This window comes from Allobosea massiliensis, from assembly GCF_042655245.1.
GTDB lineage: Bacteria > Pseudomonadota > Alphaproteobacteria > Rhizobiales > Beijerinckiaceae > Allobosea > Allobosea massiliensis.
In genome coordinates this window covers 1-17,693 of sequence record NZ_JBHSLU010000152.1, presented here as the reverse complement: position 1 = coordinate 17,693, position 17,693 = coordinate 1, and the positions used below count along the sequence as shown (strand labels likewise).

General features: G+C 64.3%; 15 protein-coding genes. All 15 read left to right on the top strand.

What is annotated here, in order from left to right:
• Nucleotides 1-93 precede the first annotated feature (93 nt).
• The 15 genes from ACFPN9_RS28820 to ACFPN9_RS28750 all read left to right on the top strand — a co-directional run bounded on the left by ACFPN9_RS28820 (nt 94) and on the right by ACFPN9_RS28750 (nt 17,690).
• Complete coding sequence (locus ACFPN9_RS28820; protein ID WP_257733302.1) at nt 94-1,095, top strand: hypothetical protein; 1,002 nt, start codon at nt 94-96, stop codon at nt 1,093-1,095.
• Between the two features lie 151 nt (nt 1,096-1,246).
• Nucleotides 1,247-2,143 carry a hypothetical protein gene (locus tag ACFPN9_RS28815; RefSeq protein WP_257733301.1) on the top strand — a complete coding sequence of 299 codons (897 nt, stop codon included), beginning with the start codon at nt 1,247-1,249 and terminating at the stop codon, nt 2,141-2,143.
• Between the two features lie 126 nt (nt 2,144-2,269).
• Complete coding sequence (locus tag ACFPN9_RS28810; RefSeq protein ID WP_257733300.1) at nt 2,270-3,211, top strand: hypothetical protein; 942 nt, start codon at nt 2,270-2,272, stop codon at nt 3,209-3,211.
• An 8-nt stretch (nt 3,212-3,219) separates the two neighbouring features.
• On the top strand, nt 3,220-4,431 hold the full coding sequence (locus ACFPN9_RS28805; RefSeq protein WP_082732964.1) for an AAA family ATPase: 1,212 nt from the start codon (nt 3,220-3,222) through the stop codon (nt 4,429-4,431).
• A 53-nt stretch (nt 4,432-4,484) separates the two neighbouring features.
• Entirely contained in the window at nt 4,485-5,330 is an 846-nt protein-coding gene (locus ACFPN9_RS28800) for a hypothetical protein (RefSeq protein ID WP_257733299.1), read from the top strand.
• 419 nt (nt 5,331-5,749) lie between these two features.
• Nucleotides 5,750-6,148 (top strand): helix-turn-helix transcriptional regulator, encoded by a 399-nt coding sequence (locus ACFPN9_RS28795; protein ID WP_156450885.1) that lies wholly within the window; start codon nt 5,750-5,752, stop codon nt 6,146-6,148.
• A 58-nt stretch (nt 6,149-6,206) separates the two neighbouring features.
• On the top strand, nt 6,207-7,244 hold the full coding sequence (locus tag ACFPN9_RS28790) for a tyrosine-type recombinase/integrase (protein ID WP_257733298.1): 1,038 nt from the start codon (nt 6,207-6,209) through the stop codon (nt 7,242-7,244).
• 339 nt (nt 7,245-7,583) lie between these two features.
• On the top strand, nt 7,584-7,961 hold the full coding sequence (locus ACFPN9_RS28785; RefSeq protein ID WP_273512927.1) for a hypothetical protein: 378 nt from the start codon (nt 7,584-7,586) through the stop codon (nt 7,959-7,961).
• 106 nt (nt 7,962-8,067) lie between these two features.
• Nucleotides 8,068-8,772, top strand: coding sequence for a LuxR family transcriptional regulator (locus ACFPN9_RS28780; protein ID WP_024925049.1), 705 nt, complete (start codon nt 8,068-8,070; stop codon nt 8,770-8,772).
• A 361-nt stretch (nt 8,773-9,133) separates the two neighbouring features.
• Nucleotides 9,134-9,826: a hypothetical protein gene (locus ACFPN9_RS28775; protein ID WP_024925050.1), complete on the top strand. Its 693-nt coding sequence runs from the start codon at nt 9,134-9,136 to the stop codon at nt 9,824-9,826.
• A 534-nt stretch (nt 9,827-10,360) separates the two neighbouring features.
• The gene (locus ACFPN9_RS28770) at nt 10,361-10,495 is read left to right on the top strand and encodes a conjugal transfer protein TraD (protein WP_081766922.1); all 135 of its coding nucleotides are present in this window, start codon (nt 10,361-10,363) and stop codon (nt 10,493-10,495) included.
• 319 nt (nt 10,496-10,814) lie between these two features.
• Nucleotides 10,815-13,838: an autotransporter outer membrane beta-barrel domain-containing protein gene (locus ACFPN9_RS28765; RefSeq protein WP_377817992.1), complete on the top strand. Its 3,024-nt coding sequence runs from the start codon at nt 10,815-10,817 to the stop codon at nt 13,836-13,838.
• A gap of 260 nt (nt 13,839-14,098) precedes the next feature.
• Nucleotides 14,099-14,803 carry a LuxR family transcriptional regulator gene (locus tag ACFPN9_RS28760; protein ID WP_024925052.1) on the top strand — a complete coding sequence of 235 codons (705 nt, stop codon included), beginning with the start codon at nt 14,099-14,101 and terminating at the stop codon, nt 14,801-14,803.
• A gap of 324 nt (nt 14,804-15,127) precedes the next feature.
• Nucleotides 15,128-17,200 (top strand): ParB/RepB/Spo0J family partition protein, encoded by a 2,073-nt coding sequence (locus ACFPN9_RS28755; protein WP_024925053.1) that lies wholly within the window; start codon nt 15,128-15,130, stop codon nt 17,198-17,200.
• 133 nt (nt 17,201-17,333) lie between these two features.
• Nucleotides 17,334-17,690: a hypothetical protein gene (locus ACFPN9_RS28750; RefSeq protein WP_377817991.1), complete on the top strand. Its 357-nt coding sequence runs from the start codon at nt 17,334-17,336 to the stop codon at nt 17,688-17,690.
• Nucleotides 17,691-17,693 lie beyond the last annotated feature (3 nt).

The following is a 17,693-nucleotide window of genomic DNA, read 5'->3' as shown; positions in this document are numbered from 1 at the left end:
GAGAGGCGCCGCGGACCGCGGTGCCCTCTCGCGATTCCAGGGGCCGGACGAGGACGTAGCCGACAGGGCTATGACCCACATGAGAAAGCAGACATGACCAGGAACGACTCTCGCGGCCCGCTGGCGCCGCACGACAATGCACATCCCGGTGGCCAGGATGGTCCGGCCGAGCCCATCCGTGATCCTTTGGCGGCGATCACAGAGAGCGTCAGTGACGATCCGTCGGTCGCGGAGCTGATCGCATTCCGGCGCAGCGCGCCTGACCTTCAAGCTGTCGCCATCGACGCGAAGCGCTGTGGCGATGAGGCTCGCCGGCTGCTGATCGGCAGCGACCACCCCGATCCGCAAAACCGGGCCTGGGTCGCGCTCGCCATCGCAAAACTCTCCTGCAGCGCGATCGTCGCGATCTGGCCCTGCGACACCGTTCGCGATGCCCATGCCAAGATGGCGCTTGCCGAGGCCGACGCGCTCCACGGTGACGATGCCGAGCGTGGCGAGGCCGCTATGCTCGATGCCGCGAGCGCGACCCGGATCCGGCTTCAGCGCGCCGCCTATGCGGTAGACCCGCTGATCGTGCCGCCGGGGCCCGCGGCCCCCTCCCAGGATGATCGGGGCCTGGCGCACTGGCCGATCCGGCACTTCGATCTCGTCGATCTGACCCCGCCCTCGGCCGGGGACGTCCTGCTCTCGCCTCGAGAGATCGCCCGCTGGGGCCTGTTCCTGAAGGCGGAGCCTCCCTTCGAAGGCCGGCTCGCTCGTGTCGAGCAGATGTTCGCGATCGCCGATCGCCTGCGGGTTCTGGCGCGGCAGGCGGAAGATGGCGCGCGCGATCTGCGCTGGGCCTGCGAGGGCGCGCTCATCCTGGCCTACATGGCCGCGGCGCAGATTGCGATCTGGCCGGCGCTGAAGCATTCGCCGGAGGCGCAGGCGAAGGAGCGCCTAGTCACCGTCATCAACGCGCGCGCCAGCCGCGGTGATCCCGCGCACATGCAGGCGACGATCCGCCATCTGTTCACGGAAGCCGCCTGGCCCGCCCATGGCTGGCGTCCGACCGCGACGGTCGTGCGCGAGCCGGACTGGATTCCGATCGTCTAGGCCAGTTCTAGGCGAACTCACCAGAGGTCTTCCAAGGAAGGGGCGGCGCCGCGCGGTGCCGCCTCTTCGCGTTTGGTCCACGCAAATGAGGAAGAGAGACAGGGGAAGGGCGCTGCGGACAGCAGATCACCCCTCATGAAAGAGCATTCCCGTGAAGATCAGCAATAACCCGGACATCGCGGCGGCCTGGCGTTCGGCCGCCGCCGACCTCCCGCTCGCCGGCGTCGTCGACGAGCTCGAGGCTCTCGAGTTCCTCGGCGACGAGGATCAATCCGGTCTTCGGCGGTGCGCCTCGGTCTGGCGCGAGCGCCCCTCGCTCCTACCTATCCGGGCACGAGCCCGCTTCCATGCCGCGCAGATCCAGGACCTGCTAATGGCCCTCGGCGCCGGCACCCTCACGGTCGACGACCTCAAATCCGATGCTGTCCAGGCCTGGGCGATCCTGATCAATGCCGGCAATGTCGCGACGATGCTGATCGCGCCGCGCAGCGAGGCGGATTATCGCGCCCGCGCCGATCTGCGCCGCGCCCTGCGCCATCAGGCGCGTCGATCGGGCGAGCCTCACATCGCCCATCGCGTCAGCCGGATGTGCGGCGACGACTTCGTCGCGCTCAGCGAAGACGGCATGAGGCCGGCCAGGCTGCCGAAGATCTTGGCGGAGCGCTGCCTCAGCGCTGCGGCGGGCGAGCCCGCGGCCTATCCGGTCGCGATGGCCCGGTCGCTGCAGCTTTGGCTCGCGACGCCGGTCGACCTCGCCGACGTCTTCGACGGTGCACGCACGCTGCTGCGGCAGGTTGATGTCTGGCGGCGCCTCCAGGGCAAGATTGCGGATTCTTCGCTTCTCGATGATGCCATCCGGGGGGCGGAGCTTCTCGCCTATGGCCGGCTCGCCCGGATCGGCGTGTGCCGGGCACTCGACGACGACGACCACGCCGTCAAGCAGGCCGCCCTCGACCTGATCGCACCGCGCGCCCGTGATCCCGATCCCATGCGGGCCGCGATCGAATGGGCGGTCGAGCTCGGGCGGACTGTCACCGACCGCGACTGATCTGCGCGCTCCAGCTCCTGATGCTGAGAACGCAAGGGCGCGCCTCCCCGGCGCGCCTTTCGGCATGGCGATCGCGAAGCGGTGAAGGGGCGGAAGAGCCGACCCCAGGGAAACAGGTTCAAGGCCATGACCGACACCACCGCACCGACCCTGCGCGACCTCGTCTTCACCACCGACAGCGTGCAGGTCACCGACGAGCTCGCCGCCTTTGAGGGGCTCCTGCCGGACATGCCGGACGACGTCGAGCGCCATGCTGCTCTTCTCGAACGGCTACCGCCGCTTCTCGACCTGCGCGAAAGGGCTCTGTTTCACGCCCAGGAATATCAGCGCTTCCTGACCCTCGCCGACGCCGATCCCTCGGCGCTGGAGTACATGGTCGACATCGGCAATGCGCTTGCGCTCCTGTCCCATGCCGGCGAGATCGCGATGCTGCTGGTCCCGCCTGCCTCGCCCGAGGACCACTTCGCCAGGGCCATGCTCGCGAAGGAGCGAGGCGAGCAGTATCGCAAGGGTGACGGTGTCCATGATGCCAAGCTGATGGAGCGCGCGCTGCGGCGCTCCTTCGCCGACAGCCACCCGCGTCTCGTGATCGGCGCGCGCGTGCCGCGCGGCATGGAGGAGGCCGCCCAGCGCTTCAGCGGTGCCGTGCTGCCGCAATCGGGTGCCGGCGACAGCACCCCGCCCGAGGTCTATCACCTCGATCACGGGATGGCGCTGGAGGCCTGGTTCGACGACCCGCCGGATCTCGCTCTCCTGCTCGATGAGGTGAGGACGCTGTTCGCGAGCGTCGAAGCCTGGTCGCAGGCCGAGCCACCATCTCCCTTCTGGTACGGCGCCCGGCGCGGTGCGCTGATCCTCGCCTATGCCCGCCTCTGCCGGATCGGTCTCTGGCCGGCACGCAGCTCCGACGACCTGATCGTGAAGATGGAGGTCGAGCGGCTCATCTCCGAACGTGCAGCCGATCCCGATCCGATGCGTGCCGCGGTCGAGATCGCGCTCGGAGTCGGACGCCGCATCGCCAAGCAGAGCGGGCGCTTCGTGACCGTCCTCGGCGGTGTCGAGCTGTGAGGCCGGTGATGACAAGCAGTCCGTCTCCCGCCGCCGAACTCTTCGAGCACCGGCGCATGCTCAATCTTCAGTTCCTGCTTGGCCATCTGCGGGACCAGCGTCCTGATGGCGCGCTCACGATAACCAAACATGCCGATGCCGCCGAGATCGGCGCTGATGGCCCGGATCAGACGGCCGGTCCCGCGATCGAACTCTACGATGCCGAGCGACTGGCTCGTCGGCTCGGCCATGGAGACGGCTTCGTCGGAGACCCGGCCGAGGCCAATAACGACGAGGATGCAGGTCAGGCGCGCCAGGTCCGGCTCTGGACCAGGATGTATGCCGACGAGCGCGGGCCCTGGCGCAAGCTCGTTATCCCAGACGACGTCATGATCGATCGTCTCGCCAGCCTCGATGCGATCTGTCCGCAGTTCAGCGAGGTCACCGCCTGGATCGTCAGGGCCGCGGGGCTCAGTGCTACGACCGGGACGCCACTGCGGCTCGATCCCGCCGTGGTCGTCGGACCTCCGGGCACGGGGAAGACCTTCTATGCCCGCAAGCTCGCCGAGGTGCTCGACGTGTCCTCCGAGGTCATCGCCATGAACCTGATGACGGACCGCGGTTCGGCGTTCTCCGGGCTGACGCCGGTCTGGCGGGCGTCCGGACCGGGCAAGGTCGCAAAACTCCTGATCGAGGGCAGCCATGCCTCGCCCCTCATCGTCATCGACGAGATCGAGAAGGCCTCGCCTATCAATCCGGCCGAGACGCCGACGAATGTCCTGCACTCCCTCCTCGAGCGCGAGAACGCCGCCCGCTTCGTCGACGAGTTCGTCGATTTGCCGATCAGGGCCGACCACATCTTCTGGTTCGCGACGGCAAACAGCCTGGAACCGCTGCCGACCAGCATCGTCGACCGGCTGATCGTGTTCACGATCGAGCCCAAGCCCGCAGAAATGATCGCCATCCAGAAGAGCATCTTCCACGAGGCGAACCTGCGAGTCGGCGGCAGGTTCGCCGAGCCCGAGGTTGCGCTGTTCCAGGCCACTGCGGCTCACAATCCGCGCATGCTTTCGCGCCTCTGGGACATCGCGATGGGCTTCGCCTGCAAGGCCGGCCGACGGCATCTCGTCGCTGCGGATATCCGCGGGGCCGAGCAGGTCCTCCTCGGAGGGAAGGAGGGCGCGAGGAGGCCAATCGGGTTCATCCGGCCGGTCGAGAAGGGAGAGAGGGAACGGGAATGAGGCGAGAACGGGAATACCCCCCGGGAAGCCCGAGACGACAGGAAACAAAAACCATGATGAACACGACCAGCAGCGAGGGCCACGTTACTCCAGCGACGCGCCGCCGCATCCGCGAGGAGGGCAGCACGGCCGCCGTCACGCACTATGTCGAGACGCGCTGGCCCGCGATCGGCGGCAGGAAGCTCGCGCCGCTTCCGGAGCGCGCCTTTCTCGATGCCGGGTTCTCCGAGGCCTACCAGCCCGGCCATGTCGCCTATGTCTATGTCGCCGGCTCCGGCGACACGCTGAAGGCGCCCGACCAGCCGAGCGGCCTCCACGGCCTGGCGCGGCGCTTCGCCCTGCCGCTGTTCAAGATCTCCGCGACCGCGGCCGAGAACGCGCTCGCCCGGATCGAGGACATCAACCTCGAGCGCTACGCCGGCATGTACGAGGCCGAAGCGGGCCTTGCCTGCGATCCGGGTTACGACAACTGGCGCCTCGTCCTCATCCATCCCTCGCGCAAGCCGCTCCCGGGCGCTCCCGTCGAGGCGCGCTCGCGCGTCATCCGCGTCCTCCTACCGAAGGGGCTTTCCCTCATCGCATTCGAGAAGGAGCTCCATGAGCGGCTTAGCGCGGCTTCTCTGCCTCGCTGGATCTCGTCTCCTGCCGGCCGCCGGCACTGCGCCGATCTCAACCTTGACCCGCGCGACGCCATCCGCCTCACCGGCTACAATACCGGTGAGGGAGAGCGCGTCAGCCGTGCCGACGAACTCTACATTTTCAAGCCCCGCCTCGACGGTGGGCGCCTGCTGACAATCATCGAGCGCATCGTCCACGAATTCGTCGTCCGAGACGCGGCCAATGATCGCCCGGCCTGGGGATGGGTTTCCGTTAACCAAGGCTACCGGCGACAGGCCTGACACTCTGGACGGCGGCTTCGGGGAAACTGCCGTTCGTGCTACGTTCTGAATGCATCGAGATCGATTCGGGTCGCGGTCGAAGGCCAGCGGGATTCCTCCACACACTGGGATACCCCGCCCCTTCGACTTCCGATGGAAAGCGCATGTTGCCGCGTGCTCGAAGCTTATGGGCAACCCTGTGTGGCCGCCGGTGGCCGCATGGAGATAAAAACCGGAGGGTCTTGGTTGCCGAGCTTCGCGCTCGGCCGCCGCGGTGTTGGAACGAATTCGGGGTCGACGGAAACAGATCCCGCTGGGCAGTAGCGCTGAGACCCGCGAACCCAGCTGCGTCAGGGCAAAACGTGCCAGCCCTGTGCAAATTCGAGTGAGGCGCGGAAACGATCCAGCCGAAAGGCGGGATTTTCCGTGGACTCTGCTCGATGCTTGGCGACGATCCCTCTTTGGGCGCACGCTGCTTGGACGCTTCTGCACAGCGGAAGGTTCAGGTGCTGAACGCATGGCCCCTGCTGCTGAGCCTTGAGCAGGTCTGCGCCTATCTGGACCTCTCCCCTGTGACCTTCCGTAGGGTTTGCCCCGTGCCGGCGGTCGCGCTCGGCGCTGCCGTTGCGCGCTGGAATCGAAACCAGATCGACGAGTGGGTGAATTCCTTACCCCCGAAAAACCAGGCGTTCGCCGGCGGAAACGCCGCCGATCAGCCGCGCCGCTATCAACCTGCCGAAGCTGTTGCCGACGAGCGACGCAACGAGGCACTTCAGAAGATCCGCGACAGGCACCATGGACGAGCCAAAGCCAAGAATTCCTCATGTCCAGCGCGTTAGAAAGCCGGACGGCCGCATCCACCTGTACTTCCGCAAAGGGGACTACCGGGAAGGGCCCTTGACGAGCCCGGACGGCAGCGATGAACTTCGCGTTGAGGTGCGGGCCATTCTCAATCGCCTGGAGGCCCGCCAGAAGGTGCAGGGCGGTCTCGAGGGGACGATCGGGGCGATGCTGCTGCGCTATGCCGGTGATGGCGAGAAGCGCAAGCCGTCCGCGGAATTCCTCGGGCTCGCCGGTAGCACCCAGGCGGAATATCTGAGGATGGCGACCGAGATCCGACAGGATTGCGGCGAAGTCTTCCTCCAGGATGTGACGGTCAATTGGTTCCGGGACGTCCGGGATGCCTGGGCGCTTCTGGGATACAAGGCAGCCAATGACAGACGGCAGGTGCTCAAGAACGCCTTGGCCCCAGCTCTGGACGACGGCCGCATACCGGCGGACCCCTTCGCGAAAATCGGTAAGCTTCCTCGTCCCCACGATGCGGGAGAGGCACATCCGATCTGGGAAGAACATGAGTTCGAGGCGGCGCTCGAAGACGCGGTGCAGCGCAACCTTTCGGGTTTGGCCCGGGCATACGCCCTCGCACGCTGGGGTGGCTTCCGGCGGGGCACGATCTGCATGATTCCCCTTGCAGCCCGGACGACGGGTTTCGACGATCAGGGTAACCCGCAGCCGCGCCTCTTCTGGATGACGGAGAAGAGAAAGGTCCTCTGCAACAAGCGCGAGGATACTAGGCTGACCGCGTTCCTGACCGCTACGCCGAACAAGGCATCCACCATCGCCTACAATGCCGACGGCAATATCTGGAAAGAAAGGCAGCTCGGCCAGGCGGTCGAGCGTCACATCGAGCGCTTGGCCAAGGCTGGGAAGCTACGTCCTGGCCTCAATCTCCACGGCCTGCGCCATTCGCGCGGCGTCGAGCTCGCCGAGGCTGGAGCGAGCGATGCCGAGATCATGTCGCAGCTCGAGCATGCGACGGACCGGGCTGCGAAAATCTATCGCCGTCAGGCCGAGCGGCGCCGTCTTGCGGACTCCGGCCAGGACAAGGTGGACAATGTCATCAGGGCCCGGAAAAAAGCCGCAGCCGAGGGCTAAGTCCCCGGCTGTAAACGGCCTGTAAATTTCCTGTAAACTCGGAGCTCGAAAATGAGCTAAGTAGTGGCGCGCCGCACCGGGTGATGATGAGAACTACTTCTACGCAATAACCCTCTAACCCCCTCCTAAATGTAGTAACCGCTGGCTCCGGGCATAAAGACGTCGTGCGGATCGGTGCCCTAGCTCGGCGCAACTATGATTGCGCCTAGCCTCACTCTTGCGCATAATCTTGATTCTTGGGCCCATCCACGTCATTCTTGCGTCTAGATTCTACGCGCAGGAAGGGCCGCTTTGGCAAACCATGTCCCAGAGATAGCTCCGGCAGCAATCGAAGACGCCATGCGGCGCAGCCCCAATGGTCTGTTGGCGCCGGAGATTCTGCGCGCTCTGGAAACCCCCGTCCCGCCGCGCACTCTCCAATATCGCCTCAAACACCTCGTCACCCGGAATCGCCTAATCATGGACGGCGAAGGCCGGTGGGTGCGACACCGGATCCCCGATACGGCGATCGACGCGCCGTCGCGGGAAGACGCCGACGAACCTTTCATTCCGCTCTCTGAAGCAGGGACAGCGATCCGCGACTACGTCCGTCAGGCATTGGAGGCTCGCAAGCCGGTCAGCTACGATCGCAAATTCCCCGACCGCTCTCAGCGACGCCAAAAGAGGTTAAACCATCAAGTCAATAGGAGTTTCGCACACCGTGGGACAGGCCCGTGATTCGATGTCGGGCGCGAGTTAATGCGCTTGAGGTGTCCCGGCGGTTCTCGCGTCATGCTTTGGTAATCTTCGCATTCCTCCATTCGGCGGAGGTAGGGGTTAGGTAATGGAGGATGAGTTTGCCGCCGCGCTTGAGGCGTGCGCGACGATCGATGCGGTCAAAGCCTTGTTTAAGCGGCGCATCGCAGCCCACGGCTATACCGCCAGCGCATGCGGCGCTTTCCTCCCGGCCGACAAGGGCCCGGAGCCGCATTTCTTCTTCCAGGACTGGCCGCCGGACTGGCTCGAACTCTATGTCAACCGCAATTTCGTCGCCGCCGACTATGGGGTCGCCGAGGCGCGACGGCGCATCGCGCCATTCACCTGGCGGGAAGCGAAAGCCGAGCGCACCCTGTCGCGCGCCGAACAGGACATTTGGGATACGGTCGTCGAATGGGGCTGGACGGACGGGCTGTCGGTGCCGATCCACGGCCCGGGCGGTTATTTCGCGATCGTCACCATGGCTGGCAAGGAGCAACCCATGCCGCCCGCGCTGCGCGGCAAACTGCAACAGCTTGCTTTCCTGACGCATGAACGCTGCCGCGCTTTGACTGGTCTTGCGCCAGTGACCGATCCGCAGGCGACGCTCACCCATCGGGAGCTGGAATGCCTGCGCTGGGTGGCGGCCGGCAAAACGGATTTGCAGATCGCCCGCCTGCTCGGCGTATCGCAGACCACAGCGAGGACTCATATCGATCAGGCCCGCCGCAAGCTGGGCGCTAGGACGCGCTCGCAGGCGGTCGCGCGCCTGGTGCTAAGCGGACTGTCGTAATCCGCGAGGGAACGGGCGGGGATGTTTTTTGTCACTCCTCCTCGTGTTCGAGGAGAGACGCGGCGCTGAAAACCCGCGACTTTGAGCCGAGATTGTTTGCGAGTTTGATTTTTGGGAGCGTGCGTTGCGAAACATCGAGGAGGGCGAAGACTGTCCGGATCTAGTGGGAAAGCAGAGACGCTCGGGCCATGCGGGCGCCCGACGCCGTCCTGCTGGCAGCGTCGGCGCTCTGTTCGATGGCGGCGCTCGCTGACCCGCTGGCGGCTTCGGTCGCGAGAGCATGCCGCGCTCGCTTTGGCGCCTCGACGAGCCACGCCGGACAAGTCGGGCTCAGGATCGCTTTTTGAGGAGGGAGCACATTATGCGCATCGTTCTGAGGCAGGCGGAGAAGCCTGACTGGTCTCAGGATGCTAGCGGCTTTTCCTCGGCTTTCGAGGTCGGCGCATCGCTTGAACTCGCGGGCGTTGCGGACAAGTTCACCGTCGCCAAGTGGACGATCGTCGTCGACGCCGACGGTGATGCGCGACTCGAAGTAACCCTGAAGAGCACCCGCCGCTGGTTCACGTGGCTCGACGAGCGCGCCAGGACCAAGGATATTCTGTATCCGCTGGCGGGCTTCGCGATGTTCGCCGTCTTGATTTTGCCTTGCGCCGCACCGTTCTGGTTTTTCTCGCTAAACGCTGAATTGCGTATCGCATGGGGCGGCTATCTGATCGCCCATGCACTTTGGCCCATCATCATCGGCGTTATTCTGGCGGTGCAGATCGTCGCCGGCAGGGCCGAACGCCATGTCGGAAAAGCCCTTGGTTTTGGCATTAGCATGGCCGGCGTGCCGCTCGGCGTTGCCATCGCCCTTCTCTGGCGCTGGCTTTTCCTACCCGACACCGAGCCGGAATGGCCCGCCGGCTATGCGCGCCTGGCGCGTTCGTTCTGGGAGAGCACCGGCGCGATGTCCGCCGTCGCGCTGGCCTATGCGCCGCTTGCGACGGCCTTGATCAAATGGGATTGGGTGGCGGTGCTGACGTCCCTCTTGACCCGGAAGAAAGCCGCCTGATCCGTTCGCCTGTATGGCTGAGGCGCGCAGGCGACGCGCGAGGGGGCGAAACGTCGATCAACGCACGGATTTTTGCGCTCGCCTCCTCGTTTTCGAGGAGAGACATCCCTCTCGAAAATCGCGATTTTGATCCTCGTTTTATGGATTTGATTCCAGGGGGTGTAAATGTCGGCAAGGAGGGGGCGGGTAAACGGCCGTAAATGCCGATTGCTGAAGAACCGCCGACGACCGCGACCACATCATCATCCCTTAGTTACCGTAGTCGACTGCGCGTCTGTCGCCTTGGGTGACGTGCGTTGTTTCATGATCAAAGGGCGAGGCGATGGCTACCTGTTATTATTGTAATGGCTCCGCGCGCTGCGCCGGGTGCAGCGGATCCGGGGTTCAAGCCGACGGGCGTGTGTGCAACCTATGCGGCGGCAATGGCCGATGCCAGCATTGCACGAACGGCGTGATGCGCGCTGGAGAACGCGCGGTCGCCCCCAAGGGCGCAACCTGTGATCCTGCGCGGGCGGGCGCCATGCTGGCAGGCGCATCCTTGCTAGCGCTGAGCGCGCCACCATCCTCGGCGGATTGCTCTGGATGGCCGACAAGCTCCAAAGCGATGTGGGCAAACGGTCGCGGGCGCTCCGGCCCGCGAAGGGGAAGCAGGCGTTCTGGAATGATTGAGAGCGCGCCGCCTTTAAGTAGAGGTGATAATATTTTCAGGAGTATCGCCGCGCGCTTGGTGCATCGTCTAGAAAACGTACGGTTGTCTACGAGTTGGCGGAAACAGCCAAACTTCCAAAGCTCGATCCGGTATCTAGCGAGAACAACTGGTTGCACGATCACACGGGTAAGCCAAGGCTCATGTCACGTATCAAGTGTCGGTAGTGTCCCCCGAATTTTCCGCTCTTGGCAGTGGGGATCGCTTGCATTTGCCGAGAGCGAATCGCAGCTTTGGACGCTGAGGAAGCGCTCTGCCTCATATTTCAATACCAGGACGAATATGAAGGTTCCAGCAGATATTTCTTTCGAGACAATCCGACGGTTATTGGTCGCGACCATTGAGCGCGGGCGGCTGCTCTCGATCACCCTTCTGAACGGCATTTTTCGCTGTGCGCCGAGCACTTTGTTCCGTCGAGGCTTTTTGATCAGTACCGCACTATGCGGCGCGGCTTTGGGCGCGGACCCTGCGCGAGCAGCGAATTTTACGATCACGAACACAAACGACTCTGGCGCCGGATCGCTGCGTCAGGCGATCATCGACAGCAATGCAACGCCCGGCAGCAATACCATTGTGCTTCAGGCGGGTCTGATCGGGAATATTGCGCTCGCAAGCCCCCTGCCTGCGATCGTCGTTCCAGTCTCCATCAATCTGAAGAACAGCGCTCTCGACGGGATTGCGATTGGCGGAAATTTCGGTCTCAGTGTCGCAACGACAGGCGCCGTCACGCTCAGCAACGTTACAGGAGACTATCTCGGCAATACGACCGTTACGTCAGGGACAGTGAATTTCGGCGGGCTCGTTTCGGGCGATCCCTTGGTTGCGCCAAGGTCGTTGCTAGTGACCAATCCTGGCACCACCGTCAACATTGCGGCTGGAGGCGCGAGCGTCGCGAATCTGTCGGGTGCGGGTACTATCGTGAACCATGCTAATCCGTCCACGTCTTTTACTCTCTTTGGCGGCGATAGCGCGCCGCGAACGTTCGCCGGCACGATCTCAGGGTCGGGCAACTTTGTAATGTTCGGTGGAGGCCAAAATCTAACACTCAGCGGGGCGACGACGTATACGGGGGGTACCTTCTTATCTGGGGCATCAGGGGGGCCCTCATTCACGCTCATGCTGCAGACGGGCGCCGCCAACGTGCTGTCGCCTAATTCGCGCTTTACACTGAATGGAGACACCACGTTGAAGCTCAACGGCTTCAACCAGACGATCGCCTCGCTCGACAGTTTCACGTCCTTCGCATTCCTCCCTGGGGCGCTTCCGACCATAGATCTCGGCGCAGGTACGCTCACGATCGGCGGCGATAACCAGAATGGCACTTATTTCGGTTCGATCATCGGGACCGGCGGACTGACCAAGACCGGGAGCGGGACTCTGACGCTACAAACCTCAGGGAGTGGTTTCAGTTCCACGATCAACTATAGTGGCGCGACGCTGGTTTCCGCCGGCGTGTTGCAGGCCGCGAATGCGAACGCCTTCTCGGCTAATTCTGCCCATACGGTGAATGGCGCTGCAACGCTCGATCTCAATAATTTCAACCAGGCCATCGGTTCGCTCGCTGGCGCCGGCAATGTCACGTTAGGCGCCGGCACTCTGACGACAGGAGCCGATAACACCTCGACCACGTTATCGGGTACCATCGGCGGCTCCGGCAGCATGACCAAGGTGGGGACGGGCGTTTTCCGTCTGACCGGGACCAATCTTTACACTGGCGCTACGACGATCAACGCTGGCACTCTCGTGGTCGATGGCTCCATCGCCACTTCGGCGCTGACCACGGTCAGTTCGGGCGGCATACTTGCCGGTAGCGGCACCGTCGGCTCGACCACGGTGAACGCCGGCGGTACGATCGCGCCGGGCAACTCGATTGGCACACTCAACGTCACCGGGAATGTCACATTCGCGCCTGGCTCGATTTACGAGGTTGAAGCCAACGCAGCAGGTCAAGCGGACAAGATCCTCGCCACGGGCACAGCAATGATCCAGGGCGGGACAGTCAAGGTGCTGGCCAGCGCCGGAAACTATGCGCCGGCGACCACCTACACCATCCTCACCGCCACTGGTGGGCGCAATGGCAACTTTGCCGGCGCCACCTCGAACTTCGCCTTCCTGACGCCGGTCCTCACTTACGATCCGAGCAATGTTTATCTGACGTTGAACCGCAACAGCACCGACTTCGCCACGATCGGCGGCACGCGCAATCAGCGTGCCGCGGGCGGTGGGGTAGAATCGCTGGGTTGGGGCCATCCGATCTATGCGGCCGTCCTGCAACTCGACGCGCCTACCGCCCGCCGCGCCTTCGATGCGGTTTCGGGCGAGATCTATGCCAGCGCCAAGACGGCGCTGATCGAGGACAGCCGCTTCGTGCGTGATGCCGCGACCGACCGCATCCGCTCGGCCTTCGCGGATGTTGCCGCATCCTCTCTACCGGTGATGGCCTATGGTCCCGGCGGCCCACAGGCTGTCGCCCCCACCGGCGACCGCCTGGCCGTCTGGGGCAAGGGCTTTGGCTCCTGGGGCCACACCAGCAGCGACGGCAATGCCGCACGCCTCGAGCGCTCGACCGGCGGTTTCCTGATCGGCGCCGACACACCGGTGTTCGAGACCTGGCGGCTCGGCCTCATCGCCGGCTATAGCCGCACCAGCTTCAATGTTCGGGACCGCCAGTCTTCCGGATCGAGCGACAACTATCACCTTGGCCTTTATGGCGGCACGCAATGGGGGGCTCTTGGTTTGCGCACCGGCCTTACCTACACATGGCACGATATCTCGACCAGCCGCTCCGCCATCTTCCCCGGCTTCGCGGATAGCCTGAAGGGCAAATACGATGCCGGCACCTTCCAGGCCTTCGGCGATCTCGGCTACCGCATCGACACGCCTGTCGCTTCGTTCGAACCCTTCGCTAATCTGGCTTATGTAAACCTCAACAACGGCGGCTTTGCCGAACAGGGCGGCGTGGCGGGGCTCCGCGCCAACGGCCAGACCATGGATACGACGTTCACCACGCTTGGCCTCAGGGCCTCGACTGGCTTTGCTCTCGCCGACATCAACCTGACCGCGCGCGGCTCGCTCGGCTGGCGGCACGCCTTCGGCGACACCACGCCTCTGTCAATGCAAGCCTTCTCCGCTGGCAACCCCTTCACGGTCGCCGGTGTGCCGATCGCAAGAGATGCCGCAATCATCGAGACTGGGCTTGATCTCAACCTTACACCCGCCGCGACCCTCGGCATATCCTACAGCGGCCAGTTCGCCCCCAGCGCCAGTGATCAATCGGTTCGCGCCAATCTCAGCGTGAGGTTCTGACCGATCATACAGCGAGGACGATTGCGGCCTTGAGGAACACAATCGATTGCGTCAAGAAACAGCGAAGTCGCCAGTTCACCAGCGCATCGTCCAATCCCGCCGCGATAGGTCGGGCTCAGGATCGCATTTTGAAGCGCGGCGACGCCATCCGCATCGTTCGCAGCGGGTGAGCATCGAGCGGCGCAGCATTTGTGAAGGCGCCTGCGCGCGATGCTTCGGCAGCGATCGCAACGTTCCGGTTCAAAGGAATAGGTTCAGCGATGGACGATGAATTCGCCGGCGCGCTTGCGGCCTGCGCGACGATCGATGCGGTCAAGGCGTTGTTCAAGCAGCGGATCGCTGTCCATGGCTATACTGCCAGCGCTTGCGGCGCCTTCCTGCCGACTGATATGGGACCGGAGACGCATTTCTTCTTCCAGGACTGGCCGCCTGACTGGATCGAGCTCTATGTTAGGCGCAATTTCCTCGCCGCCGATTACACCGTAGCCGAAGCCAGACGGCGCATCGCGCCCTTTACCTGGCTAGAGGCGAAGGCCGTGCGCACCTTGTCGCGCGCCGAACAGGATATTTGGGACACCGCTGGCGAATGGGGCTGGACGGACGGGCTGTCGGTTCCGATCCACGGACCGGGCGGCTATTTCGGGCTCGTCGCCATGGCGGGCAAGGAGCGACCCATGCCGCCCGCCCTGCGCGGCGAATTGCACCAGCTTGCCTTCCTCACGCATGAGCGATGCCGCGCCTTGACCAGACTAGCGCCGGTCATCAATCCGCGGGCTGCGCTCACCCATCGCGAATTGGAATGCATCCGATGGGTGGCGGCTGGAAAGACCGATTGGGAGATCGCCGATCTGCTCGGCGTGTCCCAGACCACGGTGAGGACCCATATCGATCAGGCCCGCCGTAAGTTCGGCGCCAGGACGCGCGCGCAGACCGTCGCTCGTCTGGTGCTGGAGGGACTTTCGTAACTTGTGACTGGAACAGCAACCGTCGCGGTGCTTCTTGCTGCATCTGGAAATGCGGTGATCAGGACATCCGTGTTCACGACTTTCAGGCTTTGCACTTCCTGCTCGATGTCTCTCGCCCGGCTCCCGCTGGCGCTCACGCCGGGCAGCGGGCTTAGGGCCAGCCCTCGGCGCACTTCGGAGTGGGCTTCCGCCCAGCTTCGGTCGCTGCGCTCCCTGCAGCCGGTTCCCCGCGAAGCCACCCCTCCGTTTGCACACCCGGTCTCGGCGACGGCCAGGGTTGCAGCGCAGCGCTGCGCTCCAACCCAAGCCCATAGGAGAAAGACCATGACCACCAACGCAAACACCGCTCCCGTCATCGACAATGGCGCGACGGTTTTCATCCCACTCAACAAGCTCAAGAAGCACCCGAAGAACGCCCGCAAGACCCCGCATAGCGAAGCGTCCATCGAGGCGAAGGCCGCGAGCATCGCCGCCAAGGGCATCCTGCAAAATCTGGTGGTGGAGCCCGAGCGTGACGCAGAGGGCGAGCCGACCGGCTTCTATCTCGTCACCATCGGTGAAGGCCGCAGGCTGGCGCAGTTGCTGCGCGTGAAGCGCAAGGAGATCAAGAAGACCGAACCAATCCGCTGCGTGATCGACACAGTAAACGATCCGGCCGAGATCAGCCTTGACGAAAACGTGTCGCGTGAAGACCTCTCGCCTGCGGATCAGTTCGAACGATTCCGCGAGCTTGCGGACAATCGCGGATGGGGCGCGGAGGAAATCGCCGCGCGCTTCGGCGTCACGGCGCATGTGGTGAAGCAGCGGCTTCGTCTCGGCGCGGTCAGCCCCAAGCTGATGCAGGTCTATCGCGACGGCGATTTGACCTTGGACCAGTTGATGGCCTTCGCGATTACCGAGGATCACGCACGGCAGGAGCAGGTTTACGAGAACCTGTCCCATAACCGCGAGCCGTGGATCATCCGCCGCGACCTCACCAAGACCAACGTCGCGGCAACGGATCGGCGCGCGATTTTTGTCGGTGCGCAAGCCTATGCCGAGGCAGGCGGCAACATCATCCGCGACCTGTTCACCGAGGATCGCGGCGGCTTCTACGAAGACGCCGCGCTGCTGGACCGGCTTGTCATCGACAAGCTGGAGCGGATCGCATCGCAGGTGCAGGAGGCGGAAGGCTGGAAGTGGGTTTCGGTCCATATCGATTATCCCCACGCTCACGGCCTGCGCCGCACCTATCCGCAGCCGGTGCAGCTTTCCGAGGATGACGCTGCCGCCTACGACGGCGCACAGAAGGAATATGATCGGCTGTCGTCGGAATATGAGAGCGCCGAAGAACTTCCTGACGATGTCGATCAGAAGTTCGGAGAGCTTGAGGCCGAGATCGAGCGCATCGACGCCCTGCGCCATGTCTATGACGCGCAAGAGATCGCGCGCAGCGGCGTCTTCGTCGTGCTCTCCCATGACGGAGAAACCCGCATCGAACGCGGCTTCATCCGTGCCGAGGACGAGAAGCCGGAGGAAGTCGACACCAGCGAAACCGTCAATGACGGCGTTCGCGTCAGCGGCGATGGCGAGATCATCGAGGACAGCGGACACGACGAGGGCGGGAACCTTGGTTCCGACCTTGAGCCGGAAGACGAGGAAGCGGAGGAAGACGGCAAGCCGCTCTCCGATCTGCTCATCCGCGACCTCACCGCTCACCGGACGCTTGGCCTTCGCCTCGCGCTTGGCGAGCAGCCGGACATGGCCCTGCTCGCCGTCACCCATGCGCTCGCCGCGCAGACCTTCTATCGCGGCGTGGACGCCACCTGCCTCGAAATCCGCCCGACCTCCGCGCATCTTGGCGGACACGCGGACGGCATCGAGGATACGGCAGCGGGCAAGGCGCTGGCGGATCGTCATGCGGCATGGGCGGCGGATATGCCGCGCGACGTGGCGGAGTTGTGGGGCTTCATTGCCTCGCTCGACCATGCCAGCGTCATGGCGCTGTTCGCGCATTGCGCCGCACTCACCGTCAACGCGGTGAAGCAGCCATGGGAGCGCAAGCCATGCGCCCATGAGACGGCGGACAGTCTGGCGACGGCGGTAGCCCTCGACATGACGGCGCATTGGACGCCCACGGTGCGGACCTATCTCGGTCGCGTCACCAAGGCGCATATCCTCGCCGCCGTGCGCGAAGCGGTCAGCAACGAGGCGGCGGACCGCATCGCCGCCATGAAGAAGCAGCCGATGGCGGAAGCTGCCGAGCAGCTCCTTGCCGCAACGGGCTGGCTTCCGCCGCTGATGCGGACCGTGCAGCCCGCATGGTTGACGGACGAGCAGCCGGACGCGCCGCGCGCTGACGCCGAGGACGCTCACGAAGCCAGCGAGCCCGAAGCCTTCGCCGTTGCGGCGGAGTGACGACCGGCCGGGATCGCGTCAGCGGTTCCGGCCTTCCTGCCTCTCGACTTCCAAAAAAAATGTGGTCGCGCGGGGATTGCCCCGCGCGACCGACCGATGACCGCCCGGCCATCGGCATCAGGAGGATGTTGCGATGATCACGCTTATGGTGATGGCGGTCGTGCTGATCGTCGGCCTCTGTGTTCTGGCCTACACGCTCGCCGTCTATGCGTTGCCCTTCCTGCTCACGGTGGAAGCGGCGCGTCTGGCCTACGCCTCCGGCTCCGGCCTGATCGGCGCGGGACTGGTCGGACTTGTGGCCGCTGTCGCCGCCTATGGGCTGCTGGTCGTGCTGTTCATCACGGTGCGCCCGCCGATCCTGCGCCTTGCGGTGGCGCTCGTCGTCGCCGCGCCTGTTGTAGCCCCCAAAAGCCCGGACATTTCTCACGGTGCTGCTTGGGCCGCGATGAACTCGCGGGGTGAACGATATCCGAGCGCCCGATGCGGGTGAAGC